Below are 17,615 nucleotides of genomic sequence, written 5' to 3'. Positions count from 1 at the left end.
ATCCGCGCAGAGCCCGATCCGAGCCCGGACGGAGCAGAGCCCGCGCCGTCCGCACACCACCACCCCCCGAACCCGTACGAGGAGGAACCCCGTGGCGCAGACCGATCCGCCGAAGGACGCCCGAGGCATGCGTCGGGCCGTGCTCGGCGACGCCTACGTCGACGCCGCCGTCCGCGATCCGGAGCCCGCCGTCGCCGAATTCCAGGACTACATCACCGAGACGGCCTGGGGTGTCTGGGCCCGAGGCGGCGCGCTCACGCCACGCGACCGCAGCCTGCTCGTCCTCGCGATGACGGCCGCCCTCGGCCGGACGGAGGAGTTCCGGGTGCATGCCACCGCCGCGCCGCGCGCCGGTGTGACCCAGCAGGAACTCGACGAACTGCCCTTCCAGGTCGCCGCCTACTGCGGCGTGCCCGCCGGTGTCGCCGCCCGCCGCGGCCTCACCGAGACCGGGGCCGCGCGCGAGGACGTACGTCGGGAGACGTCCGCCGCCGGAAAGGGCGGGGCGTGAGCATGCCCACGGTCGGATTCGTCGGTCTCGGCAACATGGGCGGCGCACTCGCCGCCAACCTCGTGCAGAGGGGCCATCGCGTCGTCGCCTACGACAGCGCGGGCCCCGCCCGCACGCCCAGCTTCGCCGCGACCTGCAAGGACGTGGCCGAAGTCGCGCGCACGGCCAGGACGGTGGTGCTCAGCCTCCCCGACGGACACGTCAGCGAGAAGGTCGCGCGGGAGATCGCGGAGGCGGCGGGGCGCCGTACCACGTACGTGGTGGACACCTCCACCGTCGGCGTGACCGCGGCCCGCCGCGTCGCCGACCTCCTCGCCGAGCACGGCATCGGGCATGCCGACGCCCCGGTCTCCGGCGGCGTCGCCGGGGCCCGGGCGCGCACGCTCACCATCATGTATGCCGCCCCCGACGAAGTCTGTGCCGCCGTCGAGCCCGTACTCGCCGATCTCAGCGACCGGCGCCGCAGGGTGGGGGAGCGGCCGGGCATGGCGCAGGCCCTGAAACTCGCCAACAACTTCCTCTCCGCTACCGCGCTCGCCGCCACCAGTGAGGCCGTCGCGTTCGGCCGGGCCGCCGGCCTCGACCCGGCTCAGATGCTGGACGTGCTCAACGCCTCCAGCGGCCGCAACGGCGCGACCGAGGACAAGTTCCCCCGTCATGTCCTCACCGGCCACTACGACTCCGGATTCGCCAACTCCCTGATGGCCAAGGACGTGGACCTCTATCTGCGGGCCGTGGCCGAGCAGGGCGGTCCGGACGAGGTCGGCACCCTCATCGGCGCGCTGTGGCAGCGATTCGCCGACGCCGAGCCCGGAGCCGACTTCACCCGCGTGCACCGCTTCGTCGAGGCCACCAGGAGGCACGACCGATGACCACCACACCCGAGGCCGGAAAGGCCGAGCCGCGGCGTATGTCGCCCCTGCCGATCCGCCAGTGGCCGCCGGAGATGAGGGCCGCGCTGGCCGCGCTGACACCGCCGGTGGCGCGACATCCGGTGCCCGAGCGGGGCGCCGACCGCCCCAAAGGGCTGAACGCACTCGGCACCATGGCGCACTACCCGGAACTGACCCGGGCCTTCCATGTCTTCAACGGGCATGTGCTGTTCGCGACGAGCCTGTCCCTCCGCCAGCGGGAGCTGACGGTCCTGCGGATCAGTGCGGTGCGCGGTGCCGTCTACGAGTGGACGCAGCACACGTGGATGGCGCGGAACGAAGCCGGCATGACGGACGACGAGATCGGGCGCGTGGCCGAAGGGCCCGACGCGCCCGGCTGGAGCGATGAGGACCGGGCCCTGCTGCGTGCGGTGGACGAACTGATCGCGCACGCACACATCGGCGACAGCACCTGGCAAGAACTCGGCACGGTCCTGGAGGAACGGCAGTTGATGGACCTGGTCTTCACCGTCGGCGCGTACGACACGCTCGCCATGGCCTTCAAGACGTTCGGGGTGGAGCTTGACGACGAGCTCTCGCCATGATGGTCCGAGAAGTGACTTCTCTGTAAAAGAGATCATACTTATCCTTGGCGGGGTGAGCTGACGGAAGGACCCGATCGCATGGCGAGTTGGCGTGAACAGGCCGTCGCCCGCTCGGTCGACCCGGTGCGGGCACGCGCCGAGAAACGGGTGCAGAGGTTTCTCGACGCCGCGCTCGACCTGATCGTCAGCGAGCCGGGCAAGGACTTCACGGTGCAGGAGGTCGTCAAGAAGTCGGGTCAGTCGCTGCGCGGCTTCTATCAGAACTTCAGCGGCAAGCACGAGTTGCTGCTCGCGCTGCTCGAGGAGTCGGTGTATGACACCGCGCACCGGTTGCGGGAGACGGTCGAGCGGGAGCCGGACGCGCTGAGCCGGCTGCGGCGCTTCACCGTCGAGTACCACCGGCTGTGCCGGCCCTCGTCCGCGGCGAGCTCCCGGCAGTCCGTCGAGATCCTCGGTATGGCCGAGTTCGCGCAGCAGTTGCTCACTCAGGACCCCAAGGAGGCGGCCCGGGCCTTCGCCCCGATGCTCGCCCTGCTGGAGGGGATCCTCGACGAAGCCGCCGCAGAGGGGTCGGTGCGCTCCGGTCTCGACCGCCGCGCCGGGGCCGGGGCGATGCTGCAGGCCATCATGTTCAACTCGTTCGCCCTGACCATCAGCGGGTCCCCTGTGCGCTCCGACGGAGAGGACGCCGAGGCGCTGTGGGATCTGCTCGCCCACGGCCTGACCTACGGCGGATGACGGAGGGCGGAGGACGGAGGACGGTGGATGGAAACGTCCTTCTCGTATTTGGAGATGATTGATATCGTGCTGCCGCCGGGTCCTGGTGAGCGCGGGGCCGGGTTTGTCCGGACAGCACGGCCGGCACGAGAGGGGCAGCACATGAAGGACTTGGACGCGGTCGACTTCTTCCGGGACGAGGAGGCCGTGGCCGACCCGTACCCGTATTTCGCGGCCTCGCGTGGTCGGTGTCCGGTGCGACGGGAGCAGCACCACGATGTCGTCATGATCACCGGCTATGACGAGGCGGTCCAGGTCTACAACGACACCGAGCGGTTCTCCGCGTGTGTCTCCGTCACGGGCCCGTTCCCCGGCTTCCCGGTTCCCCTCGAGGGCGACGACATCTCCGAGTTGATCGAACGGCACCGCGACGAGCTGCCGATGAGCGACCAGCTGCCCACGCTCGACCCGCCCCGGCACACCGACCACCGGGCGCTGCTGATGCGCCTGATCACACCCAAGCGCCTCAAGGAGAACGAGGAGGCGATGTGGCGGCTGGCCGACACGATGCTCGGCGACTTCCTCGCCCCCGGTGCGGGGGAGTTCATCGGAGGGTTCGCCGGCCCCTTCACCCTCCTGGTCATCGCCGACCTGCTCGGTGTGCCCGAGGAGGATCGCGCCGAGTTCGCCGACGAACTGCAGGGGCGGCCGCGCGGCCGGGGAGCCATCGGCAGCACCGATGCCGAATCCCTCGGCCACACGCCCCTGGAGTTTCTCTACGGCCGGTTCACCCGCTACATCGAGGAGCGGCGCAGCGCACCCCGCTCGGACGTCCTCACCGGTCTGGCCACCGCCACGTTCCCCGACGGGACGGTGCCCGAGGTCGCCGAGGCGGTGCGGGTGGCCGCCAACCTCTTCGCCGCCGGCCAGGAGACGACCGTGCGGCTGCTCAGCACCGCGCTGAAGATCCTCGCCGAGGATCAGGAGCTGCAGCGCAGGCTGCGCGCGGAACGGCAGTTGATCCCGTCGTTCGTCGAGGAGTGCCTGCGCATCGAGGCGCCGGTCAAGGGCGACTTCCGGCTCTCCAGGGTGCCCGTCACGGTCGGGGGCGTCGACCTGCCCGCGGGTACCACCGTGATGGTCCTGAACGGAGCGGCCAACCGGGACCCGTCCTGGTTCGAGAACCCCGATGTCTTCGATGTCGAACGGCCCGGCGTGCGACGCCACTTGGCTTTCGGGCGCGGCGCGCACACCTGCCCGGGTGCCCCGCTGGCCCGGGCCGAGGCGCGGGTCGCGATCGAGCGGCTCCTCGACCGCTCCTCGGAGATCAGTATCTCCGAGGAGCATCACGGACCCGAGGACGCTCGCCGCTATCGATACGTCCCCACGTACATCCTGCGCGGGCTCACCCGGCTCCACCTCGAGTTCACCCCGGCCCCCGAGGAGGCCCGGTGAAGGTCGCCGTCGACGACGACCGCTGCCGCGGTCACGGCATCTGCTGTGTCACCTGCCCCGAGGTCTTCGATCTGGGCGACGACGGTTACGCGGTCGTCGCCACCCCCGAGGTCCCCGCCGCCAGCGAGGACGACGTACGGGTCGCCGCCCGCTCCTGCCCGGAGCGTGCCATCACCCTCCACTGAGGGAAGAACATCCGCTGACGGAAGAACATCCGCTGAGGGATGAACATCCACTGAGGGATGAGGGGAGATTCGCCGTGGCAATCAACTTCGCGTCACCGGTCACGGATCACGCAGGGGCGCCGTCCTGCGGTCAATTGCGAGAGCTGGACGAGGAGATCATCGAGCTCTTGCGCCGCCGCCGCGCGCTGGTGCGTGAACTCCCGGCGCCGGCCGGCCCTCGTGGCGTCGACCCTTCGTTCGCCGAGGCGGTGCGTGACACCATCGCCCGCTACCACGAAGAACTCGGTGGCGGCAGTGAACTCGTCGCCCGTGCGATTCTCGTGCTCTGCGACCCCGGCGACAGGACGTAGACGGCCCTTGTCCCTCTGGACGCGGTGAGGCGCCGCCCCTTTCGAGGGGCGGCGCCTCATTCGTACTCGACCACCACGGACGGTGAGCCCTCGTCCGGCACCGCCTGACAGGTCAGGACGTACCCCTCGGCGACCTCGTCCTCCATGAGCGCGTCATTGGCCCGCATGGTCGCGCTGCCCTCGCGCAGCTTGGCCATGCAGGTCGCGCAGTTGCCGGACTCGCACGAGAACGGCGGGGCGAGTCCCGCGCGGCGGGCGCTCTGCAGCAGGGTCTCGTCGGGGCGGCGACCGACCGTGGCCCGGTCGCCGTGCAGCAGGATCGTGACGGTGGACTGCTCCGGGGCGGTGGCCGGGGGAGGTTCCGGCGCCGGGCGGGGCGTGGGGACCTCGCCGCCACCGAACCGCTCGCTGAACACCCGCCCAATGCCCGCGAGTGCGGATTCCACCAGTTCCATGAACGGGCCGGGCCCGCACACATACGCGTCGGCTCCCGCGTCCGCCCCGACGAACTCCTTGACGTCCGCCGGGGTGAGAAGCCCTCGCGCGTCATCGAGGTGGCGGACCACCTCGAGCCGACCGGGATGGCGCGCCGCCAGTTCGGCGAGGGTGTCGTGAAAGATGGCCTGGCTCCGATTCCGGTCCGCGCACAGCAGCCTGACCCGGCGATCGGTCGCCGCCAGCGCGCTCTTGGCGAGAGACAGCACCGGGGTGATGCCGCTCCCGCCGCAGAACCCGAGGAGCGGTGTGCCGGCCGGACGCAGAGTGAACTTTCCGCGTGGCTCGGTCAGTTCGAGTTCGTCGCCCTCGCGTACGTGGTCGTGGAGCCAGTTCGAGACGGCCCCGCCCGGGACGCGTTTGACGGTCGTGGTCACCTCGTCGTCGGCTTCCGGCGCGCTCGACATCGAGTAAGCGCGTGGCTGCAAGCGCCCTTCGACCACGACCTTGAAGATGCAGTACTGGCCGGCCTGGTAGGCGAGCGGTCCGCCGTGCGGGGCGAGCGTGAACGTGCGGGTGTCGGCGGTCTCCTGGACGATCCGCGTCACGGTCGCGCGCCGGAACAGCGGGGGGCTCGGCATGGGCGGCATCCTCCTTCTGAAACGAGAGTTCTATCCATACGAGAATAGCGTTCTCGTCCAGGAAATGGCACCACTGAGGCGTCCGTGCCCGGCTGGAAGGTCGCCCGTGCCGACAGCGCCGCTATTTCGGCGGGAACCGCAGTGCGCCGTCGAGGCGTACGGTCTCGCCGTTCAAGTAGTCGTTCTCGCACAGGGCCTGGACCAGGGCCGCGTACTCCTCGCTGCGCCCCATGCGCTTCGGGAACGGCACCTGAGGCCCCCAGTACGCCTCCAGCTGGTCGCCGGCCTTCCCGTACGCGGGGGTGTTGATGGTGCCCGGCGCGATGGTGGTGACCCGGATGCCCAGCGGTGACAGGTCGCGCGCCGCGACGAGCGTCATGCTGGCGACGCCGCCCTTGGCCGCCGCGTACGGCAGTTGGCCGATCTGCCCCTCGAACGCGGCGATGGACGCGGTGGTGACGATGACGCCGCGGCCGCCGCCGTCCTCCAGCGGCTCCTGTCGGGCGAGCGCGGCCGCACCCAGGCGCAGCACGTTGAAGACGGAGGTCAGGTAGTACTCGATCGTGGTGCGGAAACCGTCCAGGGGCAGCGGGCTGCCGTCCTTGCCGACCAGACGGCCGCCGCCCGCGGGTCCGCCGTGCACATCCACCACGATGCGGAGCGGGCCGTTGGTCTCGGCCTCGGCGATCGCCGCGCCCACGCTGTCCTCGTCGGTCGCGTCAGTGCGTACGTAGCGGATGCCGAGCTCGGACTCGAGGGCCTTGCCCTTCTCGTCGTTGACGTCCGCGGCCACGACCTTCGCGCCCGCCGCGTGCAGTCGGCGCACCGTGGCCTCGCCGAGGCCCCCGGTGCCGCCCACCACGATCGCGGAGCTCCCGGTGATCTGCATATGTGCTCCCCACTCTTGAAAGTCCCGCTCTACTGACGCGAGAATAGCACTCTCATGAACATCGTGATGACTCTCGAGATGGCCGCGTCGGCAGGGGAGCGGGCCGCGGTGACATCGGACGGCCGCTCCCTGACCGCCGCCCGAATCCTCGGCCTGGCGCGCTGCGCCGCCGACCGTTTCCGCGGGGCTCCCGCGGTGCTCTACCGTGCGCCGAACCACCTCGCCTATCCGGTCGCACTGTTCGGAGCCGCCCTCGCGGGTGTCCCCTTCGTTCCCCTCAACTACCGCCTCGGAACGGAACAGTTGGCGGAGATCGAGGGCCGGCATCCCGGAGCCGTCCGCCTCGGCCCACCCGACCTGGACGAGCTCCTCGACCCTCCGAAAGCCGCGCACGGGACCGTCACCGACGACGTCCAGGCGCCCTGGGACGAGGATGCCGTGGCCGTGATCCTCTACACCAGCGGCACGACCGCCGCCCCGAAGGCGGCCCTGCTGCGCCACCGCCATCTGCTCGCCTACGTGTTGAACACCCTGGAATTCGGCTCCGCGGGGGAGGCCGACGCCGCGCTGGTCGCCGTCCCGCCTTACCACATCGCGGGTCTGACCAATCTGCTGTCGAACCTCTACACCGGACGCCGCGTCGTCTATCTGCCAGGGTTCGACGCCGCCGACTGGCTGACCACCGCACGCAGGGAGAAGGTCACCCACGCGATGCTGGTGCCGACGATGCTCGCCCGCATCGTCGAGCAGGTCACCGACGGCGCCGACGCCGGGACCCCGACCCTGCGCAGTCTCGCCTACGGCGGCGCCCGCGCCCCCCGCGTCGTCGTCGAGAAGGCGCTGCGGGCCTTTCCCGACACCGACTTCGTCAACGCCTACGGCCTGACCGAGACCGCCTCGTCGATCGCGGTGCTCGGCCCCGAAGACCACCGCGCGGCGATGGCTGCCACCGACCCCGCGGTCCGTGACCGGCTCACCTCCGTCGGCCGTGCCCTGCCCGGCGTCGAGATCGCCCTGCGCATCGCATCGGGCGAGCCGTGCCCGCCCGGGCAGACCGGTCTCGTGCACGTCCGGGGCGAGCAGATCTCCGGCGAGTACAAGGGGCGCAGCGCCCTGGACGCGGGCGGCTGGTTCCCCACCGGGGACCTCGGCCACCTCGACGCCGACGGCTATCTGTACATCGAGGGCCGGGCGGACGACACCATCATCCGCGGCGGCGAGAACATCGCGCCCGCCGAGATCGAGGACATCCTTCTCGCCCACCCCGGCATCCGCGAGGCGGCCGTGATCGGTGTCCCCGACGAGGAGTGGGGTCAGCGCATCGTCGCCGTGCTCGTCGGTGTGGGCGACCCCGAGGAGGTCCGGCTCTGGGCCAAGAGCCGGCTGCGTACGTCCAAGACCCCCGACGTCATCGTCTTCCGTCCCGAACTGCCCCGTACGGGAACCGGAAAACTGCTGCGCCGCACCCTCGTCGCCGAGCTCGACACCACGGAGAGCACTCATGCCTGAAGCCGTCATCGTCTCCGCCCTGCGCACCCCCGTCGGCACCGCCCGCAAGGGGACCCTGCGCGACACGAACGCCTATGAGCTGGCCGACCGTGTGGTCGCCGCCACCGCCGGCCGGCTGTCCGAACTCGGCGTCGCGGCCGACCGCGTCGATGACGTCATCCTCGCCGAGGGGCTCTACGGTGGCGGAGTCATCGCCCGTCATGCCGCGCTGACCGCGGGCCTGATCGGCGCGCCCGGTCTGGCCCACAATCGGCACTGCGCCGCGTCGCTCGCCGCCGTGCAGTCCGCGGCGGCCTCCATTCGCTCCGGCATGGACGAGGTGGTCATCGCCGGGGGCGTCAACTCCGCCTCCACGTCGCCGCGTTTCCGGTTCCGCGAGGGCGAGGAGTGGAACGAGGCGTGGGTGCCGCCCACCCATCCCGACCGGCCCGACGCCCCGAACATGGACATGTCCATCACGGTCGGCTGGAACGCGGCCGTCGCGGCCGGGGTGAGTCGCGAGGAGATGGACGCCTGGGCGCTGCGCTCCCACCGCAACGCGGTGCGCGCCATCGACGAGGGCCGCTTCGAGGACGAGATCATCCCCGTCGAGACCCCGTACGGACTCTTCAGCGTCGACGAACACCCGCGCCGGGACACGTCGCTGGAGAAACTCGCCGCGCTCAAGCCGCTCCACCCCGAGATAGACGGCTTCAGCATCACCGCGGGCAACGCGGCCGGCGGCAACGACGCCGCAGCAGCGCTCGCCGTCGTCAGCGACCGTCTCGGCCTGCCCGCCCTGGCCACGGTCAAGGCCTGGGCGTCCGTGGGCGTGGACCCCAAGGACACCGGGCTCGCCCCTGTGCAGGCCATCCCCAAGGCCCTCGCCCGCGCCGGACTCGCCACCGCCGACGTCGACCTCTTCGAGATCAACGAGGCTTTCGCCGCGATGTGCGTCGCGGTCGTCCGCCGCCTCGACCTCGACCCGGAGAAGGTCAACGTCAACGGCAGCGGCTGTTCCCTGGGCCACCCGGTCGCCGCCACCGGCGGACGGATGATCGTCACCCTTGTCCATGAACTGCGCCGTCGCGGCGGGGGAGTCGGCGTAGCCGCGATGTGCGCGGGCGGCGGCATGGGATCGGCCGTGGTCCTTGAGGTTCCCGCGCCGTAAAGTTCCCGCGCCGTAAGGGGAGGGCGGCGGGCGCCGGGCGTGATCTGGTTACCGCACTCTTCGGTGCGAATGCTTGATTACCGATATTGGAGAAGTTAGTTTCCACTCGGTGGGAGCCCCTGGAGAGGAGCCGTCGATGTCGTCAGCGGTCCGAGAACTGCGCCCCGGCCTGCAACTGGCCAGCGCCGTCTGCGGAGTACGAGTGATCGTCGTCCGCGCGCCGGCCGGCCCAGCCCCCGAGATCACCTGCGGGGGCGAACCGATGGTCCCCGCCGCCTCCCCGGCCCCGGCGGCCTCCGGCGGCCCGACCAGTGAGACCGCCACCCTCATCGGAAAGCGGTACGTGGACACCGAGGAGACGCTCGAACTGCTCTGCACCTCCTCCGGAACGGGCGCCCTGAGCTGCGACGGCGTCCCGATGACCGTCAAGGCGGCCAAGGCGCTGCCCGCGTCTGACTGAAAGACACTCGGCCCTGCAACGGGACCGCGCCGCCACGCGGAGCAGGGTTGCCACTGCCTCACCTTCTCCGAGAACTCTGCCGCGATGGGTTACCCAGCTTCCACGACGAGTACGGGAACCCGGTGTGGAAAGCCCTGTGCGACACCGACACGCTGATGACCCCACAAGGAGCCCCCATGCCCCCGGCCTCGAACCCCTTCGCCCTCACCGGCCGCTCCGCCCTGGTCACCGGCGCGGGCGCGGCCGGCGGCATCGGTGCCGCCGTGGCCCGAGCGCTGGCCCGGGCAGGCGCCTCGGTCCTGGTCACCGACGTCGACGGCGACGCCGCGGCGGCCACCGCCGCGGCCATCCGCGCCGACGGCGGCAAGGCCGACGGCGCCGCCCTCGACGTACGCGACCGGGCGGCGGCCGACGAGGCCGTGGCAGCGGCGGCCGCCCTCGCCGACGGCACCCTGCACATCCTGGTGAACAACGCCGGTGTCACCGCGCCCGCCATGTTCCCCAAGCTGACCGAGGACAGCGTCCGCAAGCTGCTCGACATCCACGTCATGGGCACCTTCAGCTGCGCCCAGGCAGCCCTCGCGCGCCTCCCTGAGGACGGCACCGGACGCATCATCAACGTGACCTCGTCCGCCGGCATCACCGGCACCCTCGGGCAGGTCAACTACTCCGCGGCCAAGGCCGGCATCATCGGCCTGACCAAGTCCCTCGCCCGCGAGCTGGCCCGCAAGAACATCCTCGTCAACGCCGTCGCCCCGCTCGCGGCGACGCCCATGACCAAGACCATCCGCACGGACGAGAAGTTCGCGGCCGGCATGCTCGCCCGCATCCCGCTCGGCCGCTGGGCCGAACCCGACGAGGTGGCACCCGCGTTCGTGTTCCTCGCGTCCGACGCCGCCTCCTTCGTCACCGGGCAGGTACTGCCCGTCGACGGGGGCCTGGTCATCTGATGCGACGACGGCCCAGACGGCCGTAGGGGGAACCATGGAGCCGCTGACACCGCACGTCCACGCACAGCGCACACCCGACGCCCCGGCCGTCCTCATGTCAGGGACGAGCGTCACCTTCGCCGAACTCGACGACCGGTCGGCCCGTCTCGCCGGCGCCCTGCGGGCACGCGGGCTGAGCCGCGGCGGGCGGATCGTCCTGCTGATGGAGAACCACCCGGTGTTCCTGGACGCGGCCTGGGCCGCTCAGCGCTCGGGCCTGCGCTACACGGCTGTCAACAGTCATCTGCACCCCGCCGAGGCCCAGTACATCCTCGACGACTGCGGCGCCACCGCTCTGATCGCGTCCGAGGCCATGGCGAAGGTCGTCGCCGGGCTCGATCTGTCGCGGGTCCCGGTGCGCCTGTGCGCGGTCGGGAACCTGCCCGGCTTCGAACGGCTCGACGAGGCCGTCACCGGACAGCCGCCGCTACCGGAGCCGGAGGAGTCCGAGGGCCGGGAGATGTTGTACTCCTCCGGAACCACCGGGCGCCCCAAGGGAGTTCGCAAGGAGCTGCCCGACGGACCGTTCGGTGATCCCACGGCCGCGCCCGCCGTCATCGCCCGTGGTATCGGCATGCAAGCCGAGGGCGTGCGGCCCGCAGACGTCTTTCTCAGCCCGGCCCCGCTCTACCATGCCGCACCCCTGGTGTACTCGATGTCGATGCACCGTCTGGGCGCCACCGTCGTCCTCGTGGACCGGTTCGACCCGCGCGACTGCCTGGAGCTGATCGAGCGTCACCGGGTCACGCACGCACAGTTCGTGCCCACGATGTTCGTCCGGATGCTCAGGCTGCCGCGCGAGGAGCGCGAGCGGTACGACCTGTCGAGCCTCAAGGTCGTGGTGCACACCGGGGCGCCCTGTCCGGTCGCGGTGAAACGGCAGATGCTCGACTGGTGGGGGCCGATCATCCACGAGTACTACTCGGGGACCGAGGACATCGGCAACTCCGCCATCACGCCCCAGGAGTGGCTCACTCACCCGGGCTCGGTCGGCAGGCCGGCGACCGAGTGCCACATCGTCGACGAGAGAAGTGGCGAGGAACTGCCGCCCGGCCGGGAGGGCGTGGTCTATTTCGCCGGCGGCCGCCCCTTCACCTATCACAACGACCCGGCGAAGACGGAGTCGGTCACCGACCACCGGGGCTGGCGCACCCTGGGCGACATCGGCCGTCTCGACGAGGACGGCTACCTGTATCTGACCGACCGCCGGGCTCACGTGATCATCTCCGGTGGGGTCAACATCTACCCTCAGGAAGCCGAGAACGTCCTCGCCGGACACCGAGCCGTCGCCGATGTCGCGGTCATCGGCGTGCCCGACCCGGAGATGGGGGAGGCGGTCAAGGCCGTGGTGCAGCCCGCCGAAGGGGCCGTGGGCGGGCCGGAGCTGGCGGTGGAACTGATCGCTTACTGCCGAGCCGAACTGGCCTCGTACAAGTGCCCGCGCAGCGTCGACTTCACCGACGACCTGCCGCGTGACCCGAACGGCAAGCTCTACAAGCGTCGTCTGCGCGAGCGTTACTGGCAGGGCCACGACTCACGGGTGATCTGATGGCACGGGAAGGTGAGCCGGTGACCGGACGCGACTGGTTCAGCCGGAGGGCGGGGCTCGCCGACAACGTCGCTCTGATCACCGGCGGTGCCGGTGTCCTCGGCGCGGCGATCACCCGTGACCTGGCCGCGAACGGCGTACGCACCGCGGTCCTGGACCTCGACGAGAGCGCGGCCCGCACCCTGGAGCGCTCCCTCGCCGACGCCGGCCACGACACCGTCGTACGTGTCGGGGACGCCCGCGAGCCGGCCGACCTGGAGGCGCTGTTCGCGGTCGTCGACCAGCGGTGGGGCCGCCTCGACACCCTGGTCAACGTGGTCGGCGGCACCTTCCGCGCCCCTTTCACCGACACCAGGCCCAAGGGCTGGGACGCGCTGATCCGGACCAACCTCGTTCATGTCCTCCACGCCTGCTCCCTCGCCGTCCCGCGCATCAGGGACGGTGGCCGGGGCGGTAGCATCGTCAATCTGACGACCATCGAGGCGCATCGCGCGGCCCCCGGCTTCGCCGTGTACGCGGCGGCGAAGGCGGCCGTCGAACAGTTCGCCCGTACGCTCGCGGTCGAACTCGCCCCCGACGGCATCCGCGTCAACAACGTCGCGCCCGACTACGTGCCCACCCCGAGCCTGACCCGGCTCTCCCAGGACGGCTCCGACGCGCTCTCCACGGCCGAGGGTGTCGGCGTGGCCATCCCGATGGGTCGCGCGGGGCGACCCGAGGACGTGTCCGGCTGTGTCGTCTTCCTCGCCTCCGCGCTCTCGTCCTACGTCACCGGCACCACCCTGCATCCGGACGGCGGCACGCACGCCTCTTCGGGCTGGTTCAACTGGCCCGGGACGGGATGGGCCAACCATGTGCCGGCGGACGTACTGAAGGGGCACCAGCCGTGAACTGGTGCCCCCCCCGAGCCTTGTCGGGCCGGCCGTCAGGTGTTGCGTCCCCCGTTGACCCCGATGATCTGCCCGGTGATGTACCCGGCTTCCTCCGAGACGAGGAACGAGCAGGCCGCCGCGATGTCCTCCGGCCGCCCGGCCCGCCGCACCGGCGTGACCTCGGCGATGTCGTCGACCGAGCTGCCGAGCAGGCCGCGCCGCTCCGACCCCCGCAGCATCGGCGTGTCCACGAACCCGGGCGGGATGGTGTTCACCGTGATGCCCTTCGGCCCGAACTCCAGGGCGAGGGACTTGGTCAGGCCGATCAGCCCGGACTTCGACGCCACGTAGTGGGTCATGTACTGCTGACCTGAGTGGGCACTGGAGGAGGAGATGTTGACGATCCGGCCCCAGCCGGCGGCGATCATGTCGGGAATGGCGGCCTGGCAGCAGTAGAACGGGCCGCTCAGATTCACCGCCATGATCGAGTCCCACGCCTCGTCGGTGATCTTCAAGAACTCCTTGAAGCCCGTCTTCCCGGCGTTGTTGACCAGTGCCAGGACAGGCCCGAACTCGCTTCGGGCGCGCTCGAGCGCGGTGTTCACCTGGTCCCGGTCGGAGACGTCGACCCCGCCGAGCGCGATCGCCTCATGGCCGTTCTTCCGGGCCTCCTGGGCCACCGACTCGGCGGCGTCCGCGTCCAGGTCGAGGACGGCCGTGGCGAAGCCGTCCTCCGCCAGGCGCAGCGCGATGGCCCGCCCGATCCCCGAACCGCCGCCCGTGACCAGTGCCGTACGTCGCTCGGTCATGCGATGGCCTCCTCGCCGGCCAGGGAGGTGCGGTGCATCAGACGCGACGACGACTGCTCGTACGGCAGCGCCCGGTGCAGCATGCCGGTGTTGTCCCAGATCACCAGGTCGCCCTGACGCCACTCGTGGCGCAGCGTGAACCGCGGCTGCGTCGTCCATGCGAGCAGCCGGTCCAGGAGGGCCTTGCCCTCCGTGGCGCCCATGTCCGTGACCTCTCCGGCCGTCGTCCCGACCAGGAGCGACTTGCGGCCGTCCTGGTGCGTCCACACCAACGGGTGCTCGCGGGCCGGGTTACGGTCCCAGGCCGCGCGCTCCTTCGGTGACGGGTTCGGGTGCACGTGCAGCTGCGAGGCGGCGAAGCTGTGCACCACCCGTACCCCTTCGAGCTCGGCCCGTTCGGCCTCGGGCAGTGCCGCGTACGCGGCGTAGGTGTTGGCGAACTCGGTGTCACCGCCTCCGTTGCCGTCGATCCGGCGTGCCGTCAACAGTGTTGCCTTGTCCGGCACTTCACTGGTGGTGCCGTCGATGTGCCAGAAGAACGTGGCCTCCCGGTAGGCGGCGAGCGGGCTCTTCGACGGGTCCCGGGTGATCGCCTGGACCTCCGGGTGTTCCGGTACGCCGCCGTTCGGCAGCGGCACGACCTGCCCGAGGAGCCGGCTGAAGGCGACCAGGCCGGCGTCGTCCAGGTTCGCCTCGCGGTAGACGACGACGCCGCGCCGGTCGAGGGCTGCCCGGCAGTCCTCGACCACCGCCTTGTCCACAAGGCGGCTTCCCGACAGACCGGTGATCTCCACCCCGGTCGTCGGGGTGAGCTCGGTGACGGTGATACTCATCGATCCCCTCTCGGACCGTCGACGCATCGATACGTCGGTACTTCGATACGTAGACGGCCTCGGTCGACATGCTGTGCCAAGCCCTCAGGCCACGACCTCACCGAAGGTCTTGCGCTCCATGAACTCCTCAAGCCCGGCGACTCCCTTCTCCCGGCCGATCCCCGACTGCTTGTAGCCGCCGAACGGGGTGTCGGCGAAGAAGTAATTGCCGCCGTTGATGCTGAAGGTGCCGGTACGGATGCGTCGTGCCACCGCGAGGGCCCGCTCCCGGTCGGCGCTGTGCACGGCGCCGGACAGGCCGTAGATGGAGTTGTTCGCGATGCGCACCGCGTCGTCATCGTCGTCGTACGGGATCACGGCGAGAACCGGCCCGAACACCTCTTCCTGGGCGATCTCGCTGTCCGGGTCGACGTTCGCGAGCAGCGTCGGCGTGTAGAAGTAGCCCGGGCCTTCGGCCTTTTCACCGCCGGTGACGAGGGTGGCCCCCGCCGCCACGGCGCGCCGCACCATGCCGTCCACCTTGTCCCGCTGCCGCTCGCTGATGAGCGGGCCCATGTACGTCTTCGGATCGTTCGGGTCGCCGCAGGGCACCCGCTCCAGGCGCCTGGCCACCTGCGCCACGATGGCGTCGTGGTGCCGACGCGGCACCAGCATCCGCGAGGTGATCGCGCAGGCCTGCCCGGAGTGCAGGCAGATCATGTACGCCGCGTACGTCGCCGCGCCCTTGAAGTCGGCGTCGTCCAGGACCACCAGCGCGGACTTGCCACCGAGTTCGAGGAAGACCCGCTTCACGGTGTCGCTCGCCGCCGCCATGATGCGCCGTCCCGTCGGGCTGGCCCCGGTGAACGTCACCAGGTCGACGTCCGGATGGGTGGTGAGCACCTCGCCCACAGCGGCCTGCGACGACGAGAGGACGTTCACCACGCCGGCCGGAATGTCCGTGTGCCGCGCGACGATTTCGCCGAGCGCCAGCGTCACCAGCGGGGTGTCGGGCGCCGACTTCAGCACCACCGTGCATCCCGCAGCCAGGGCCGGTGCGAGCTTCGCGAGTGCCAGCTGGTTGGGGTAGTTGTACGGGATGATCGCGGCGGCGACACCGCCGGCCTCCCACTCCACCCAGCGGTGGTGCCGCTGCCCCTGGTACTCCACCACACCCATGTCCTCGACGAGCGAGCGGTTCTTGAGCAGGTCCGCGTAGTACCGCACCAGCTCGATCGGCTCGTCCAGCTGCGCGGCGTAGGTGAGCAGGCGCGGCGATCCGGCCTCCGCGATCGTCAACTCCCGCAGTTCCTCGCGGTGTTCGACGAGGGCGGAGTGGAGCTGGTCGAGGCAGCGGTACCGCAGTTCGGTGTCCGTCGCCCAGTCGGTCGTGTCGAAGGCCCGGCGGGCGGCGGCCACCGCCTCTCGCGCCTGCTCCTCGGTGGCCTCCGGGGCGTGGCCCAGCACCTTTCCCGTGGCGGGGTTGAGGGAGGCGAACGTCGCGTCGGCTCCCACGAGCCGTCCGTCGATGAGTTGGCGCCGTGAGACGGCACCCGGCTCCGGGTCCGTCCCCGGTGCCTTCTGCGGATTTTGCTGTGGATCCTTCTGCGGATCCTCCTTTGGGAGTGACATCCTGTCCCCTTGCCTGCGGCGGAAGTTGTGTGGTGCGGGATCGAGACCGCGTCAGGGGCGGTACTCCGCGGCGACCTTCATGATCTGCAGGCGCGTCCCCTGCTTCATGAGCAGCGTGTCGGACATGTTCAGCTTGCCCGCGGCCGATGCGGCGATGACGTTCTTGACCGCTTGCTCGGGGTCGCCCTCGATCTCGTACTGGGTGATGTACGGCCCGCCCTTCTCCTTCGGGGCGTAGCGGACGGCCGACACGAAGCCGTCCAGCGCCACCACCTCGGGGAGGTGGACCTCGTCGTACCAGCGGTTGAACTCGTCCACGACCTCCTCGCTGGTCGGCCGGGACTCGACGTGAAGGATGTATTTCGTCACGGTGTCTCCTTTCGCGCGGGATGCCGAGGGTTTTCTGCCACGCGTGAGGACCTGGGAACGGCAGGATGGTATCGGCATTTCTCCAATAGGAGAACCCTATTCTCATCGGGAACCGGGAGCGGCGGCATCGGGCGGCTCCATGTCGGCGGGCGACGGTATGTTGGGGCACCGGCGGAAGGAGCCTGTGTGCAGTCGCCTACGAGCAGCGTGGCCGACCAGGCGGTCAGGGGTGGACGTCCGCGTGCCACGTCGCGGGCCGACCTGGAGCGGCTCGGCTTCGAACTCTTCGCGCGGCAGGGCTTCGACGCCACCACGGTCGACGACATCGCGGGGGCCGCCGGCATCGGCCGACGGACCTTCTTCCGCTACTTCGCCTCGAAGAACGACCTGGTGTGGGGCGACTTCGAAGCGCAACTGGACGGATTCCGCGAGCTGTTGAGCGCATCGGACCCCGACGTCCCGATGATGACGGCACTGCGCGAAGCCGTCGTGGAATTCAACCGGTTCGACGCCACCGTGGTGCCCTGGCACCGGCAGCGCATGCACCTCATCCTGACCGTGCCCACGCTCCAGGCCGACGCCACCCTGCGGTACGCCTCATGGCGTGCGATCGTCACCGAGTTCGCGGCGCTGCGCCTGGGCCTGTCCCCGTCCGACATGGTGCCCCGGCTCTTCGGCAACACCGTGCTCGCCGCGGCCGTCACGGCGTACGAGCACTGGCTGGCGCAGGACGGCGCCGAGCTGAGCGACCTGCTCGACCTGGCGATCCGGCGGCTCGACGACGGCCTCGGCGCGGTGTGAGCC

The 17,615-nt window shown here is 70.5% G+C and carries 20 protein-coding genes; 14 read left to right on the top strand and 6 right to left on the bottom strand.

Annotation, left to right across the window (positions count from 1 at the left end; all coding sequences use genetic code 11):
• Positions 1 to 91 precede the first annotated feature (91 nt).
• From ABT114_RS43280 to ABT114_RS43250, 7 genes are all read left to right on the top strand, one after another.
• Positions 92 to 511 carry a carboxymuconolactone decarboxylase family protein gene (locus ABT114_RS43280; protein ID WP_351150705.1) on the top strand — a complete coding sequence of 140 codons (420 nt, stop codon included), beginning with the start codon at positions 92 to 94 and terminating at the stop codon, positions 509 to 511.
• Positions 512 to 513: 2 nt separating this feature from the next.
• A complete protein-coding gene (locus ABT114_RS43275; RefSeq protein WP_351150825.1) occupies positions 514 to 1,383 on the top strand; it encodes an NAD(P)-dependent oxidoreductase in 870 nt (289 codons plus the stop codon).
• Positions 1,380 to 1,988, top strand: coding sequence for a carboxymuconolactone decarboxylase family protein (locus ABT114_RS43270; protein ID WP_351150703.1), 609 nt, complete (start codon positions 1,380 to 1,382; stop codon positions 1,986 to 1,988). The genes ABT114_RS43275 and ABT114_RS43270 overlap by 4 nt, the downstream gene beginning before the upstream one ends.
• 78 nt (positions 1,989 to 2,066) lie before the next feature.
• Positions 2,067 to 2,726 (top strand): TetR/AcrR family transcriptional regulator, encoded by a 660-nt coding sequence (locus ABT114_RS43265; RefSeq protein WP_351150700.1) that lies wholly within the window; start codon positions 2,067 to 2,069, stop codon positions 2,724 to 2,726.
• A 141-nt stretch (positions 2,727 to 2,867) separates the two neighbouring features.
• A complete protein-coding gene (locus tag ABT114_RS43260; RefSeq protein ID WP_351150697.1) occupies positions 2,868 to 4,160 on the top strand; it encodes a cytochrome P450 in 1,293 nt (430 codons plus the stop codon).
• Positions 4,157 to 4,345, top strand: coding sequence for a ferredoxin (locus tag ABT114_RS43255; protein WP_351150694.1), 189 nt, complete (start codon positions 4,157 to 4,159; stop codon positions 4,343 to 4,345). The genes ABT114_RS43260 and ABT114_RS43255 overlap by 4 nt, the downstream gene beginning before the upstream one ends.
• Before the next feature lie 74 nt (positions 4,346 to 4,419).
• Complete coding sequence (locus ABT114_RS43250; RefSeq protein ID WP_351150691.1) at positions 4,420 to 4,695, top strand: hypothetical protein; 276 nt, start codon at positions 4,420 to 4,422, stop codon at positions 4,693 to 4,695.
• A gap of 56 nt (positions 4,696 to 4,751) precedes the next feature.
• Here ABT114_RS43250 and ABT114_RS43245 read toward each other — a convergent pair whose 3' ends face one another.
• Both ABT114_RS43245 and ABT114_RS43240 read right to left on the bottom strand, forming a co-directional pair.
• The gene (locus ABT114_RS43245) at positions 4,752 to 5,771 is read right to left on the bottom strand and encodes a 2Fe-2S iron-sulfur cluster-binding protein (RefSeq protein WP_351150688.1); all 1,020 of its coding nucleotides are present in this window, start codon (positions 5,769 to 5,771) and stop codon (positions 4,752 to 4,754) included.
• Between the two features lie 121 nt (positions 5,772 to 5,892).
• On the bottom strand, positions 5,893 to 6,660 hold the full coding sequence (locus ABT114_RS43240; protein WP_351150685.1) for an SDR family oxidoreductase: 768 nt from the start codon (positions 6,658 to 6,660) through the stop codon (positions 5,893 to 5,895).
• 66 nt (positions 6,661 to 6,726) lie between these two features.
• Between ABT114_RS43240 and ABT114_RS43235 the strand changes: the two genes are divergently transcribed.
• The 6 genes from ABT114_RS43235 to ABT114_RS43210 all read left to right on the top strand — a co-directional run bounded on the left by ABT114_RS43235 (position 6,727) and on the right by ABT114_RS43210 (position 13,207).
• A complete protein-coding gene (locus tag ABT114_RS43235; protein WP_351150683.1) occupies positions 6,727 to 8,169 on the top strand; it encodes a class I adenylate-forming enzyme family protein in 1,443 nt (480 codons plus the stop codon).
• Positions 8,162 to 9,319, top strand: coding sequence for a thiolase family protein (locus tag ABT114_RS43230; protein ID WP_351150681.1), 1,158 nt, complete (start codon positions 8,162 to 8,164; stop codon positions 9,317 to 9,319). The genes ABT114_RS43235 and ABT114_RS43230 overlap by 8 nt, the downstream gene beginning before the upstream one ends.
• Before the next feature lie 136 nt (positions 9,320 to 9,455).
• Positions 9,456 to 9,779 carry a hypothetical protein gene (locus tag ABT114_RS43225; protein WP_351150678.1) on the top strand — a complete coding sequence of 108 codons (324 nt, stop codon included), beginning with the start codon at positions 9,456 to 9,458 and terminating at the stop codon, positions 9,777 to 9,779.
• Between the two features lie 176 nt (positions 9,780 to 9,955).
• Positions 9,956 to 10,729 (top strand): SDR family NAD(P)-dependent oxidoreductase, encoded by a 774-nt coding sequence (locus tag ABT114_RS43220; RefSeq protein WP_351150675.1) that lies wholly within the window; start codon positions 9,956 to 9,958, stop codon positions 10,727 to 10,729.
• 34 nt (positions 10,730 to 10,763) lie between these two features.
• Complete coding sequence (locus ABT114_RS43215; protein ID WP_351150672.1) at positions 10,764 to 12,317, top strand: acyl-CoA synthetase; 1,554 nt, start codon at positions 10,764 to 10,766, stop codon at positions 12,315 to 12,317.
• Positions 12,318 to 12,337: 20 nt separating this feature from the next.
• Entirely contained in the window at positions 12,338 to 13,207 is an 870-nt protein-coding gene (locus ABT114_RS43210; RefSeq protein ID WP_351150669.1) for an SDR family NAD(P)-dependent oxidoreductase, read from the top strand.
• Positions 13,208 to 13,242: 35 nt separating this feature from the next.
• Here ABT114_RS43210 and ABT114_RS43205 read toward each other — a convergent pair whose 3' ends face one another.
• The 4 genes from ABT114_RS43205 to ABT114_RS43190 all read right to left on the bottom strand — a co-directional run bounded on the left by ABT114_RS43205 (position 13,243) and on the right by ABT114_RS43190 (position 16,811).
• Positions 13,243 to 13,998 carry an SDR family NAD(P)-dependent oxidoreductase gene (locus ABT114_RS43205; protein WP_351150666.1) on the bottom strand — a complete coding sequence of 252 codons (756 nt, stop codon included), beginning with the start codon at positions 13,996 to 13,998 and terminating at the stop codon, positions 13,243 to 13,245.
• Complete coding sequence (locus ABT114_RS43200; RefSeq protein ID WP_351150664.1) at positions 13,995 to 14,831, bottom strand: TauD/TfdA dioxygenase family protein; 837 nt, start codon at positions 14,829 to 14,831, stop codon at positions 13,995 to 13,997. The genes ABT114_RS43205 and ABT114_RS43200 overlap by 4 nt, the downstream gene beginning before the upstream one ends.
• Positions 14,832 to 14,915: 84 nt before the next feature.
• The gene (locus tag ABT114_RS43195; protein ID WP_351150661.1) at positions 14,916 to 16,442 is read right to left on the bottom strand and encodes an aldehyde dehydrogenase family protein; all 1,527 of its coding nucleotides are present in this window, start codon (positions 16,440 to 16,442) and stop codon (positions 14,916 to 14,918) included.
• 51 nt (positions 16,443 to 16,493) lie between these two features.
• On the bottom strand, positions 16,494 to 16,811 hold the full coding sequence (locus ABT114_RS43190; protein ID WP_351150659.1) for a hypothetical protein: 318 nt from the start codon (positions 16,809 to 16,811) through the stop codon (positions 16,494 to 16,496).
• A gap of 186 nt (positions 16,812 to 16,997) precedes the next feature.
• Here ABT114_RS43190 and mftR point away from each other — a divergent pair, with 186 nt between their 5' ends.
• Positions 16,998 to 17,612 carry a mycofactocin system transcriptional regulator MftR gene (gene mftR / locus ABT114_RS43185; RefSeq protein WP_351150656.1) on the top strand — a complete coding sequence of 205 codons (615 nt, stop codon included), beginning with the start codon at positions 16,998 to 17,000 and terminating at the stop codon, positions 17,610 to 17,612.
• The last annotated feature ends 3 nt before the right edge of the window (positions 17,613 to 17,615 follow it).

It is taken from the genome of Streptomyces sp. NPDC002088 (assembly GCF_040296605.1).
In the GTDB taxonomy this organism is placed as follows: domain Bacteria; phylum Actinomycetota; class Actinomycetes; order Streptomycetales; family Streptomycetaceae; genus Streptomyces.
Note: the sequence above shows the minus strand (reverse complement) of the source record. Positions and strands in the feature narration are given on the sequence as shown.

What these genes read in the sequence shown, in the direction of transcription:
- ABT114_RS43275 (WP_351150825.1), top strand. Translation starts at nt 514, where the DNA reads ATGCCCACGGTCGGATTCGTCGGTCTCGGCAACATGGGCGGCGCACTC.
- ABT114_RS43270 (WP_351150703.1), top strand. Translation starts at nt 1,380, where the DNA reads ATGACCACCACACCCGAGGCCGGAAAGGCCGAGCCGCGGCGTATGTCG.
- ABT114_RS43265 (WP_351150700.1), top strand. Translation starts at nt 2,067, where the DNA reads ATGGCGAGTTGGCGTGAACAGGCCGTCGCCCGCTCGGTCGACCCGGTG.
- ABT114_RS43260 (WP_351150697.1), top strand. Translation starts at nt 2,868, where the DNA reads ATGAAGGACTTGGACGCGGTCGACTTCTTCCGGGACGAGGAGGCCGTG.
- ABT114_RS43245 (WP_351150688.1), bottom strand. Translation starts at nt 5,771, where the DNA reads ATGCCGAGCCCCCCGCTGTTCCGGCGCGCGACCGTGACGCGGATCGTC.
- ABT114_RS43240 (WP_351150685.1), bottom strand. Translation starts at nt 6,660, where the DNA reads ATGCAGATCACCGGGAGCTCCGCGATCGTGGTGGGCGGCACCGGGGGC.
- ABT114_RS43235 (WP_351150683.1), top strand. Translation starts at nt 6,727, where the DNA reads ATGACTCTCGAGATGGCCGCGTCGGCAGGGGAGCGGGCCGCGGTGACA.
- ABT114_RS43230 (WP_351150681.1), top strand. Translation starts at nt 8,162, where the DNA reads ATGCCTGAAGCCGTCATCGTCTCCGCCCTGCGCACCCCCGTCGGCACC.
- ABT114_RS43225 (WP_351150678.1), top strand. Translation starts at nt 9,456, where the DNA reads ATGTCGTCAGCGGTCCGAGAACTGCGCCCCGGCCTGCAACTGGCCAGC.
- ABT114_RS43220 (WP_351150675.1), top strand. Translation starts at nt 9,956, where the DNA reads ATGCCCCCGGCCTCGAACCCCTTCGCCCTCACCGGCCGCTCCGCCCTG.
- ABT114_RS43215 (WP_351150672.1), top strand. Translation starts at nt 10,764, where the DNA reads ATGGAGCCGCTGACACCGCACGTCCACGCACAGCGCACACCCGACGCC.
- ABT114_RS43205 (WP_351150666.1), bottom strand. Translation starts at nt 13,998, where the DNA reads ATGACCGAGCGACGTACGGCACTGGTCACGGGCGGCGGTTCGGGGATC.
- ABT114_RS43200 (WP_351150664.1), bottom strand. Translation starts at nt 14,831, where the DNA reads ATGAGTATCACCGTCACCGAGCTCACCCCGACGACCGGGGTGGAGATC.
- ABT114_RS43195 (WP_351150661.1), bottom strand. Translation starts at nt 16,442, where the DNA reads ATGTCACTCCCAAAGGAGGATCCGCAGAAGGATCCACAGCAAAATCCG.